The organism is Streptomyces sp. SID5910 (genome assembly GCF_009862125.1).
Taxonomy (GTDB): Bacteria; Actinomycetota; Actinomycetes; order Streptomycetales; family Streptomycetaceae; genus Streptomyces.
The window spans coordinates 1-10278 of sequence record NZ_WWHX01000904.1; the positions used below are offsets into that span (position 1 = coordinate 1).

12 protein-coding genes and 1 pseudogene are annotated in these 10278 nt (G+C 73.3%); 7 read left to right on the top strand and 6 right to left on the bottom strand.

Annotated elements, in window-relative coordinates; genetic code table 11:
- The 3 genes and pseudogenes from GTW67_RS32390 to GTW67_RS32400 all read left to right on the top strand — a co-directional run.
- Positions 1-502: pseudogene (locus GTW67_RS32390) on the top strand (FUSC family protein); the annotation flags it as partial.
- Between the two features lie 131 nt (positions 503-633).
- Entirely contained in the window at positions 634-1323 is a 690-nt protein-coding gene (locus tag GTW67_RS32395; protein WP_161168319.1) for a DUF899 domain-containing protein, read from the top strand.
- Between the two features lie 155 nt (positions 1324-1478).
- Positions 1479-1664 (top strand): DUF8839 family protein, encoded by a 186-nt coding sequence (locus GTW67_RS32400; RefSeq protein WP_161168320.1) that lies wholly within the window; start codon positions 1479-1481, stop codon positions 1662-1664.
- 57 nt (positions 1665-1721) lie between these two features.
- On the opposite strand, the gene GTW67_RS32405 is transcribed toward GTW67_RS32400, so the two are convergent.
- Positions 1722-2156, bottom strand: coding sequence for a hypothetical protein (locus GTW67_RS32405; RefSeq protein ID WP_161168321.1), 435 nt, complete (start codon positions 2154-2156; stop codon positions 1722-1724).
- Positions 2153-2794, bottom strand: coding sequence for an ATP-binding protein (locus GTW67_RS32410; protein WP_161168322.1), 642 nt, complete (start codon positions 2792-2794; stop codon positions 2153-2155). Before GTW67_RS32410 ends, GTW67_RS32405 begins: the two co-directional genes overlap by 4 nt.
- 276 nt (positions 2795-3070) lie before the next feature.
- Here GTW67_RS32410 and GTW67_RS32415 point away from each other — a divergent pair, with 276 nt between their 5' ends.
- Positions 3071-3931 carry a Sco1979 family transcriptional regulator gene (locus GTW67_RS32415; protein WP_161168323.1) on the top strand — a complete coding sequence of 287 codons (861 nt, stop codon included), beginning with the start codon at positions 3071-3073 and terminating at the stop codon, positions 3929-3931.
- Complete coding sequence (locus tag GTW67_RS32420) at positions 3932-4207, top strand: DUF397 domain-containing protein (RefSeq protein WP_161168324.1); 276 nt, start codon at positions 3932-3934, stop codon at positions 4205-4207. It abuts the gene before it with no gap.
- Between the two features lie 83 nt (positions 4208-4290).
- Here GTW67_RS32420 and gltD read toward each other — a convergent pair whose 3' ends face one another.
- Both gltD and GTW67_RS32430 read right to left on the bottom strand, forming a co-directional pair.
- Positions 4291-5781, bottom strand: a complete 1491-nt coding sequence (gene gltD, locus GTW67_RS32425; protein WP_161168325.1) for a glutamate synthase subunit beta — start codon at positions 5779-5781, stop codon at positions 4291-4293.
- A gap of 104 nt (positions 5782-5885) precedes the next feature.
- A complete protein-coding gene (locus tag GTW67_RS32430; protein WP_161168326.1) occupies positions 5886-6365 on the bottom strand; it encodes an anthrone oxygenase family protein in 480 nt (159 codons plus the stop codon).
- 175 nt (positions 6366-6540) lie between these two features.
- Between GTW67_RS32430 and GTW67_RS32435 the strand changes: the two genes are divergently transcribed.
- The gene (locus GTW67_RS32435; RefSeq protein WP_161168327.1) at positions 6541-7173 is read left to right on the top strand and encodes a nucleoside/nucleotide kinase family protein; all 633 of its coding nucleotides are present in this window, start codon (positions 6541-6543) and stop codon (positions 7171-7173) included.
- Between the two features lie 42 nt (positions 7174-7215).
- On the opposite strand, the gene GTW67_RS32440 is transcribed toward GTW67_RS32435, so the two are convergent.
- The gene (locus GTW67_RS32440; RefSeq protein ID WP_161168328.1) at positions 7216-8343 is read right to left on the bottom strand and encodes a magnesium and cobalt transport protein CorA; all 1128 of its coding nucleotides are present in this window, start codon (positions 8341-8343) and stop codon (positions 7216-7218) included.
- Between the two features lie 223 nt (positions 8344-8566).
- Here GTW67_RS32440 and GTW67_RS32445 point away from each other — a divergent pair, with 223 nt between their 5' ends.
- Positions 8567-9361 carry a methyltransferase domain-containing protein gene (locus tag GTW67_RS32445; RefSeq protein ID WP_161168329.1) on the top strand — a complete coding sequence of 265 codons (795 nt, stop codon included), beginning with the start codon at positions 8567-8569 and terminating at the stop codon, positions 9359-9361.
- A 183-nt stretch (positions 9362-9544) separates the two neighbouring features.
- On the opposite strand, the gene GTW67_RS32450 is transcribed toward GTW67_RS32445, so the two are convergent.
- The coding region (locus tag GTW67_RS32450; RefSeq protein ID WP_161168330.1) for a carbohydrate kinase family protein at positions 9545-10278 on the bottom strand (734 nt) is incomplete at its 5' end.

Sequence of the window (10278 nt, forward strand, 5' to 3'; positions counted from 1 at the left end):
TCTCGCGCTGGTCATGACCGGCGGCGAACCCCAGGCCGCGCTCAGCCGCATCGGCGAGACCCTGCTGGCCTGCGCGATCGTGCTGATCGTCGGGCACCTGCCGATGCCGGGACAGCGCGGCGGCACGGTCCGCGCCCGGCTGGAGGCGGCGGGCGGCGCCGCACACGCCTACCTCGCCCACGTACTGAGCGGGTCCGACGACCGCGCCGCCCGCTGGAGGCTGCGCCGGGAGGCCTACCGCACCCTCGCCGAGGCCCGTACCGCCGTCGCCCTCGCCGCCGCCGAGCTGCCCGCGCTCGCCCGGCACTCCGCGGGCGCCGACGAGATCGCCGCCGTGCTGGAACGGCTCGTCGACACCACCACCGCGTGCGCCGTCCACCTCGACGACAGCGGCCGCCTCACACCCCGGCACACCGAACGGCTCGCCGCACTCCGTGACGAGCTGACCGAACGGCGCGAACGTGCGGGACTGCGCCTGCCGGAGCTGCCGCTCGCCGGGTAGCCGGCACGCCGGACAGCCGGCACCCCCGGGACAGGACAGTCCGGGAAGAATCTTGCCGCGCCGCGATGAGTTCCGCGTCCCCCACCGGTCAGCACCCCCGACGGACCGCTGTACAGGAGGAGCTGGAGCCCATGTCGCTTCCCGAGATCGTCTCGCGCGAGGACTGGCGCGCGGCGCGCGAGGCCTTACTGGCCCAGGAGAAGGCGGTCACGCGCGCCCGGGACGCGCTCAACGCCGAGCGGCGCGGACTGCCCATGGTGGAGATCGACAAGGAGTACGTCTTCGAGGGCGGCGACGGCAAGGCCACCCTCCTCGACCTCTTCGAGGGCCGCGACCAGCTCGTCGTCCACCACTTCATGTTCGCCCCCGAGTGGGACGCCGGCTGCCGCAGCTGCTCGGCGTTCCTCGACCAGATCGGGCACCTCGCGCACCTGCGCGCACGCGGCACGTCGTTCGCGGCGGTGTCCCGGGCGCCGTATCCGAAGATCCTTCCGTTCAAGGCGCGGATGGGCTGGACGCTGCCCTGGTACTCGTCGTACGTCAGCGACTTCAACACCGACTTCGAGGTGACCCTCGAACACGAGGGGGAGCTCAGCGAGCGGCCGGGGCTCAGCTGCTTCCTGCGCGACCGCGACCGGGTCTTCCACACCTACTCGACGTACGAGCGCGGCCTCGACGGGCTCGGCTCGACCACCAGCCTCCTCGACCTGACCGCGCTCGGCCGGCGGGAGCCGTGGGAACGACCGGAGGGGCGTGCGTCGGCTCTCGGGGCGCCTGCGGGCAGTGCGGCGGTCCGCTACCACGACGAGTACGAGGACTGACACGCAGCGTTGCGAAAGAGCCCGAACAGCTGAGACGGCGCTCACACTTTGCGGTGAACGAGTGTCAACTTAGTCTCAGTACCGTCACTTCACGAGGCGTTCACTCCATGGTTGGCGTTTAACTCTACGAGTACAGCGCTACATGGAGGTGCGGGGTGAACGGGCGAACGGTGCTCGAGCGCTTCCCCGCCGGCGGGCCGCGTGGGTCCTGGCCGGCGGAGGAGTTCGCGCATGCGCGGCGTCTGGAGGGCCTGCCCGCCGAGGTCGTCATGGACCTCGCCACGGACATGTTCCTGGTCGTCGTCCGCGGCGGCGACGCGGCCGGTGACGCGGCCGCGTGACGACCGGTGGCGCATCCCCGTACAGCTCCGGGTAGACCCCGCGCGCCGCGTCGGCGGCTACGCGCTCACCGGGCGGGACCAGGTCGGTGTCGTGCCCGTCAGGCGGCACAGTGCGAGGTAGAGCGGGATGGGCGGGGTGTACGGGACCGTGCCGTCCGGCCGGTGTATCAGGCCGGGAACGCCCGGGGCGTCGGGGACGACCGCGCCGGTGGCGTACCGCGCCGGGGCGGGCCACTCCAGGGCGTAGTCGGAGTCGGACGGGACGATCCACCACCAGTGCGCCTCGTCGGCGTAGACGCACCCCACGCGGGGCAGCCGGGGCAGCACGAGGGGGCCGAGGCGCGCGGGCACCGCCACCGCGTCGCAGCCCAGCGGGGCCGTCATGCCCTCGGGCACGAGCAGCCGCCGGGGCGTTCCGGGCTCGCGCAGCGCGCGCTGGAGACGGACCAGGGTGTCCAGGCCGACCGTGCGGGTGCCGGACGGAGCCCTCATAGCCATTCGGTCCCCGTTCCGCGGCGTGCCTCTCGGTGGTGTCCCTCCGCCTCGCCGTCGTCGCCGGTGTCGTCGGCGGGTCCCGGCTTCGGGCGGGCGCCCCAGCCCAGGTCGTTGCGGGGCTCGGACGGGTCGCGCGGCGCGTCGGCCTTGCGCGGAAGTTCGGCCCAGACCAGCAGTCCGGGCCCGTGCTCGTGGGCGCCCCAGGCGTCGCACAGGGCGTCGACGAGGAGGAGCCCCCGGCCGTGCTCGTCGTCGGGCCGCTGCCCCTCCGGCGGATGCGGCTGGCCGGGCGCGCAGCCCTCGTCGCGTACGGCTATGCGCACCAGCTCGTCACCGTCGTGCAGCTCGCACACTATGTGCCGGCTCGCGGTGTGCACGATCGCGTTGGTCACCAGCTCGGAGACGACCAGCGCCGCGGTGTCACAGGTGTCCTCGCACACCGCCCAGCCGTTCAGCCGGGCTCTCGTCAGGCGTCTGGCCTGCGCGGGAGAGCCTGGGTGTGCGGCCAGCTCGAAACGGAAGCGGCGCTGAGGAGCGGCGGCCCCCGTGGGGCCGGCTCCCATGGCGGCGCCGAGCCCCAGGGGGGCCGCGACGGCGTCTGTTCCTAAGGGCGCGGACGGAATCACGCTTGCCACTATCGCCCCGCCGTGAACACTTGGCAAGTGTCACTCTGAAAAATGCAGAGTGCTGTGTGACGGTCTCAAAGGCCGTGGCACACTGCTTCGCAACAGCACGTCGAGCGGCGCCACTTCAGATCACCGAAGGTCTGCCCGGACTTTCGAATAGGTCTTCGAATGGCGCCGCCGGGCTGTCCGCGCGCATCGCGGCCGGCCCGTCGATGATCAGGGTGTCGCCGGTTCGGGGATCATCGGATCACCGGACGGTTCAGGACTTTTCGTGGAGGTGGGGCGGTGAGCGAGCCGCGGTCCGCGCCGACGGTCGGCCAGGTCGTCCTCGGCCGGCGCCTGCTCGACCTGCGCGAACGCGCGGGCCTCAAGCGCGAGGAAGCCGCCCGCATCCTGCGCGTGGCCCCCGCGACGGTCCGCCGCATGGAGATGGCCGAGGTCGCCCTCAAGATCCCGTACCTCCAGCTGCTGCTGAAGGCCTACGGCATCGGGGACGAGGAGGCGGAACTCTTCGTCCAGCTGGCCGAGGACGCGAACAAGCCCGGGTGGTGGCAGCGCTTCCACGACATCCTTCCGGGCTGGTTCTCCATGTACGTCAGCCTGGAGGGCGCGGCCGCGCTGATCCGTTCCTACGAGCCCCACTTCGTCCCCGGGCTGTTGCAGACCGAGGACTACGCGCGCGGGGTGCTCCGCTCGGGCGCCATCGGCCAGACCCGGCCGGACGACATCGAGCGCCATGTCGCCCTGCGCATGCAACGCCAGGACCTGCTCACCCGTGAGGACGCGCCCCGGCTCTGGGTCGTCATGGACGAGACCGCCCTGCGCCGCCCGGTCGGCGGCCCGGAGGTGATGCGTGGCCAGATCGACCGGCTGCTCGACGCCACGAAGCTGCCCAACGTGACGCTTCAGATCGCCCCGTTCGAGAACGGGCCGCACCCCGGCACGTACGGGCCCTTCGTGCTGTTCCGATTCGCCGTGCCGGAGCTTCCGGACATGGTCTACAGCGAGTACCTGACCGGCGCCGTCTACCTCGACGCGCGCACCGAGGTGGCGACCCACCTCGAGGTCATGGACCGCATGGCGGCCCAGGCCGCCACGGCACATCGCACGAAGGAGATCCTCCGGGATCTCCGCAAGGAGTTGTGAATGAACCGCATCAAGTCCCAGCCATCGCCACGCGGCCGCGCCGAGCGCATCTACAACGGCATGCCCGCCCGCGAGCTGGGCAGCGAGGGCTGGCACAAACCGTGGAGCGGCGGCAACGGCGGCAACTGCCTGGAGGCGATGAAGCTCGCCGACGGCCGCATCGCCGTACGGCAGTCCACCGATCCCGACGGGCCGGCGCTGATATACACCTCCGCCGAGATGACGGCCTTCATCGAGGGAGCGAAGGCGGGAGAGGCGGATTTCCTGCTGTCCTGAGCCCCGCACTGTTGTTGATGCCTCTTTCTAAGCTGATGCTTTCTCTCACTTGACTGGTTTTGTCCGGCATCGCCGATCGCTGTTCAGGCCGTCATCGGGCGGTCGTACGGGCCGATCGGCGCCGGCAGCCGCGTGCCGCCGTCCGACAGGTGGCGGTCGACGGCGGCCGCCACCGACCGCCCCTCGGCGATCGCCCACACGATGAGCGACTGCCCGCGGGCGGCGTCCCCCGCGGCGAACACCCTGGGGACGTTGGTGGCGAAGTCCCGGTCACGGGCGATGGTGCCCCGCGGATCCAGCTCCAGCCCCAGCCCGTCGACGAGCCCGTCCGTCCGGTCGGGGCCGGAGAAGCCGAGGGCGAGCAGCACCAGGTCGGCGGGGAGCGTCCGCTCGGTACCGGGCAGCGGATGGCGTCCGGCGTCCACCCCGACCAGGTGCAGCGAGCGCACATGCCCCCGGGTGTCGCCGGTGAGGCGGAGCGTGGACGCCGCGAACAGCCGCGCGTCCGCGTCGGCCGCCGGCGCCGACCGCAGCCGGCCGGCCTCCTCGTGCGCGACCGACAGCCGGTACAGCCTCGGATACGTCGGCCACGGCTCGGCCTCCTCGTCCCGTGCCGTGCCCGGCTGGGCGTAGATGTCCAGCTGGGTCACGGACGCGGCCCCGTCCCGCACCGCCGTGCCGAGGCAGTCCGCGCCGGTGTCACCGCCGCCGACGATGACGACGTGCTTGCCGGCGGCGGACAGCGGCGAGGCCGCGAGGTCCCCCTCGCACACGCGGTTGGCCAGCGGCAGGTACTCCATCGCCTGGTGCACCCCGGCCAGCTCCCGGCCCGGCACGGGCAGTTCGCGCCAGGCGGTCGCCCCGGTGGCGATCACCAGCGCGTCGTACCGGGCCCGCAGCTCCGCGGCGTCGGTGTCCCGCCCGACCGCCGTCGACGTCCGGAACCTCGTCCCCTCGGCCCGCATCTGGTCGACCCGGCGCTCCAGATGCCGCTTCTCCATCTTGAAGGCGGGGATGCCGTACCGCAGGAGTCCGCCGACGCGGTCGTCCCGCTCGTAGACGGCGACCGTGTGCCCGGCCCGGGTCAGCTGCTGCGCGGCCGCGAGCCCGGCGGGCCCCGACCCGATCACCGCCACCGTCCGCCCGGACAGCCGGTCCGGCGGGCGCGGTGAGGTGAAGCCCTCCTCCCAGGCCCGGTCGGCGATGGCGCACTCGACGTTCTTGATGGTGACCGCCGGCTGGTCGATGGCGAGCACACACCCCGCCTCGCACGGCGCCGGACACAACCGGCCCGTGAACTCGGGGAAGTTGTTCGTGGCGTGCAGCCGGTCGCTCGCCGCCCGCCAGTCCCCGCGGGCGACCAGCTCGTTCCACTCCGGGATCAGATTGCCGAGCGGACAGGCCTCGTGGCAGAACGGCACCCCGCAGTCCATGCACCGGTCGGCCTGGGGACCGATCAGCGGCAGCAGCGCACCCGGAACGTACACCTCGTCCCAGTCCCGGACCCGCTCCTCGGCGGGCCTGCGGGGCCAGTCCTCGCGGGGCGTGGTCAGGAATCCCTTGGGGTCGGCCATGGCCGTCTTCCTCGCGTGCTGCGGGCGGGCAGGCCGCGCGTCGCCGCACAACGCTCTTCCGGCCACGATACGTCCCGCCGCGGCCGCCCGCAGAGCGCCGCCGCTCAGGCGAGGGCCAGCACGTACGCCACGGACGCCCCGGCCGAGGCCCCGGTGCGGACGTGGTTCCACGCGGTCCACTCGCGCACGTATGCGGGCCAGCGGCCGGCCGCCTCCGCCGAGCCCGGCTCCAGCCGGAGCAGCGCCGTGTTGCGCGGCACGTTCGCCGCCACGGTGACCCCGAACGACCCGAACAGGTACAGCGCGCTGCCCAGCAGCAGCTCCACCGCGCCCTCGTCCGGCCACACGACGAGCGTCACCACCGCGATCACCGCGGAGAGCACCGTCGTCCCGAGGAACACCAGCATGAACGCCGGGCGCACCGCCGCCGTGTTGATCGCGTTCATCGCCGCGACACCCTGCGCGGGCGGCAACGCGGCGAGGCCCCGCATGACGAACGTCGAGAACGCGCAGAAGACCCCCGCCGCCAGACCGGTGCCGAGCACCCCCAGCACCGCCAGCACGAAGTACGGCCCATCGATCATGTCGCGTCCACTCCCACCCCTCGGGCCGGTGCCCCTGCGGCACCGCCTGCCGTCGATCACCCCCAGTCAACTCCCGCACGGGCACGGTGACCATGGCCGAGCGGAGCGGGACCATACGCGGGCGTCCGCGCGGCCCGCCACGCGTGCGGGACGGCCGACGGCGCATCATGGGCACGTGCGACTGGAAGCGATCACCTGGGACCGGCTCGGCGACCGGCTCGCCGAGCGCCTCCTCGACCTGACGCCGGCCGACGGCAGCCCCTGGCCGCGCGTCGCCTTCGACGGTGCGCCCGCCGCCCGCCCCGGCGACCTCGCCGAACGGGTCGGGGAGGCGCTGCGCCTGCGCGGCCGCCCCTCCCTCGTCGTCGGGACGGAGGGCTTCCTGCGCCCCGCCTCCGTCCGCCTGGAGTACGGACGCCAGGACGTCGAGGCCTACTACAACGGCTGGCACGACACCGGCGCGCTGTGGCGTGAGGTCTTCGACCCCCTCGGCCCCGGCGGCGACGGCCGGGTGCTGCCCGACCTGTGGGACCCGGTCACCGACCGGGCCACCCGCAGCCCCTACGTCCACCTCCCGGCGGGCGGCGTGCTGCTGCTCCACGGACCCTTCCTGCTGCGCCACTGGTTCCCCCTCGACCTCAGCGTCCACCTCGTCCTCACCCCCGGCGCCCTGCGCCGCCGGACCCCCGACACCGAGCACTGGACCCTCCCGGCCTTCGACCGCTACGCCGAGGAGGCCGACCCCGCTGGCACTGCCGACGTCCTGGTGCGCGCCGACGACCCACGCCACCCGGCGTGGAACGGCTGACCCGGCGGCCCCCGTACCGCCCGCCACGCCCCGAGGGCGTCGTCAGAGCCAGCCGTTGCGCCGAAATCCCCGGTACAGCACCAGACACGCGACGGATATGACGCCCAGCACCAGGCCGTAGCCGTACCGCCAGCCCAGCTCCGGCATGTGCTCGAAGTTCATGCCGTACACCCCGCAGACCATCGTCGGCACGGCGACGATCGCGGCCCAGGCCGTGATCTTCCGCATGTCCTCGTTCTGCGCGACCGTCACCTGGGCGAGATGCGCCTGAAGGATGGAGTTGAGGAGTTCGTCGAACGCGGCGATCTGCTCCGTGGCCCGCAGCAGATGGTCGGCCACGTCCCGGAAGTAGGCCTGTATCTCCGGGTCGACCACCCGGGCCGGCCTGGTGGCCAGCTCCTCCAGTGGACGGCCGAGGGGCACCACGGCCCGCTTCAGCTCCAGGAGTTCACGCTTGAGCTGGTAGATCCGGCCCGGGTCGACCCGCGCGCCGTTCTCCGCGAACACGTCGGTCTCGACCTGGTCGATGTCCGCCTGCACCGCCTCGATGACGGTCAGGAACTCGTCGACCACATGGTCGGCGATCGCGTGCAGCACCGCCGACGGTCCCTTGGCGAGCTGTCCGGGATCGGTCTCCAGTCCCTCGCGCAGCGGGCCGAGCGAGCCGTGCCGGCCGTGCCGCACGGTGATCACGAAGTCCTCGCCGACGAACACCATGATCTCCCCGGTGTTCACCACCTCGCTGGTCGCCGTGAGTTCGTCGTGCTCGACGTAGCAGACCGTCTTGAACACGGCGAAGAGCGTGTCGCCGTACCGCTCCACCTTCGGGCGCTGGTGGGCCTCGATCGCGTCCTCGACCGCCAGCGGATGCAGATGGAACAGCTCCGCGATGCCCGCGAACTCCCGGGCCGTCGGCTCGTGCAGGCCCAGCCAGAGGAATCCGTGGCCGTGCTCCCGCATCCGCCGCACGGCGTCGACCGGCTCGTCGTCCGCGGGCGTGCGGACACCGTCCCGGTAGGTCACGCAGTTCACCACCGAGGAACCCAGCGGGGAGCGGGCCGGGTGGCTCAGATCGACGCGCGGGCGCCGGCGGGCCAGCCGCGCCACTCTGCGGAGGCCGCCGACCCTGCCGAGAGTCGTCACCTTCCGCAGATTCCCCGCCATCGACATCCCGGTCTCCTCGCGTGGGTCCCCTCGCGTCGCGCTTTCCGCGCCGTGGCGCGCCAGTCTGCCAGCTCCCCGGAAGCGGCGTACGAGCCTGTGGGAGCGGGAGATTCCGCTTTGTTCCCGCCTGTGGAAGACCCCTGGCGCACCGCTTCCCGCGGCCCCCGGCGGCCGGGGCACCGGAGCGTCGCCCGCTTCCGGCAAGCCGGGCAACTGGGATGATCGAGGCATGACGCGAACCGACGGATACCTCCTCGACAACCAGCAGTCCGAGGCGGCGGAGCGCTTCGACGCCTTCGCCACGCTCTTCGACCCCACGACGTTCCGGCACCTCGAAGCGCTCGGCGTCGGCCCCGGCTGGCGCTGCTGGGAGGTCGGGGCCGGCGGGACGTCCGTGGTGTCCTGGCTGGCCCGGAAGGTGGGGCCGACCGGCAAGGTGGTCGCGACCGACATCGACACCTCGCGCGTCGCCCCGGCCGCCCGCCCGCCGGTAGAGGTCCGCGTCCACGACGTGGCCGCGGAGGAGCCCCCGGGCGAGGGCTTCGACCTGGTGCACGCCCGTCTCGTCCTCGTCCATGTCCCGGACCGGGAGAGGGCTTTGCGCTCCATGGTGCGGGCCCTGCGGCCGGGCGGCCGTCTGCTCGTCGAGGACGCCGATCCCGCGCTCCAGCCCCTGCTCTGCCCCGACGAGCACGGACCCGAGCAGCAGCTGGCGAACCGGCTGCGGCACGGCTTCCGCGAACTGCTCGCCCGCCGTGGCGCCGACCTGTCCTACGGCCGCAGGCTGCCGCGCCTGCTGCGGGAGAGCGGCCTGCGCCGCGTGGAGGCCGACGCCTACTTCCCGGTCACCTCGCCCGCGTGCTCCGTGCTCGAGTCCGCGACGGTCCGGCAGATCCGCGATCAGCTGGTCACCGCCGGGGTGGCCACGGACGAGGACATCGACCAGCACCTCGCCAACGTCGCGTCCGGCAGCATGGACCTGGCGACGGCGCCGATGATCTCGGCGTGGGGGCGCAAGGCGTAGAGGGTCGTGCGCGACGGACGCCGCCCGCCGGCCGGATGCGCCGTGTGCGCCGCAGGTTGCGCAGACGAACGGCCGGCCCGCCGCACCGCACCGCGCCGCGTGCGCAACGGCGCCATCTGACGCCGCGCCGCGTTCGCGACGGCGCTCCCGACCCCGCGCCCCCGGTCCTGAGGGGGTGACCGGTCAGCCGTTACCCCGGTCTCGCGGAGGCCTCCCTCCCACCCGCCCGACCGCCACGGCACCCGCCCGGCACCCCGCCGTCGCCGCGTCCTCGGGCGTCGCGCCCGCGACCAGCGCGGCGAGGAACGCGCCCGTGAAGGCGTCACCGGCGCCCGTGCTGTCCCGCGGGGACGCCGGTACGGCGGGGACACGCGCGCACACGGCACCGGACCGGGCCACCAGCGCCCCCTCGGCGCCCTGCTTGGCGATCACCAGCGGAACGTGCCGGCTCAGCTTGGCCGCGGCGTCCGCGGCGTCGGGCAGCCCGGTGAGCAGGCACGCCTCGTCCCGGCTGGGCAGCAGGACGTCGACCCCCTCTACCAGGCCCAGGAACCGGTCGACGCCCAGGTCCGCCAGGAAGCCCGCCGACGCCGGATCCAGGCTCACCGGGACCCCACGCGCGCGTGCCGAGGCCAGCGCGGTCTTCACCAGGGCGCGGCTCGGCTCCGAGAAAAGGAGGTAACCCGACAGGTGCAGCCGCGCGACCCCGTCGAGCAGCGCGTCCGACCAGTCACCGGGGTCCAGGCGCAGCGAGGCCCCACTGTCCGTCAGAAACGTCCGTTCGGCCGAGGCGCCCGTGTCGACCAGGCAGATCACCGTCCCCGTCGGTGCCGACCCGTCGACGACCAGGCGGGGTCGCACGCCGTGTGCCAGCAGCTCCCGCTCGTGCCAGTCCGCCGCGTCGGCGCCGACCCGCC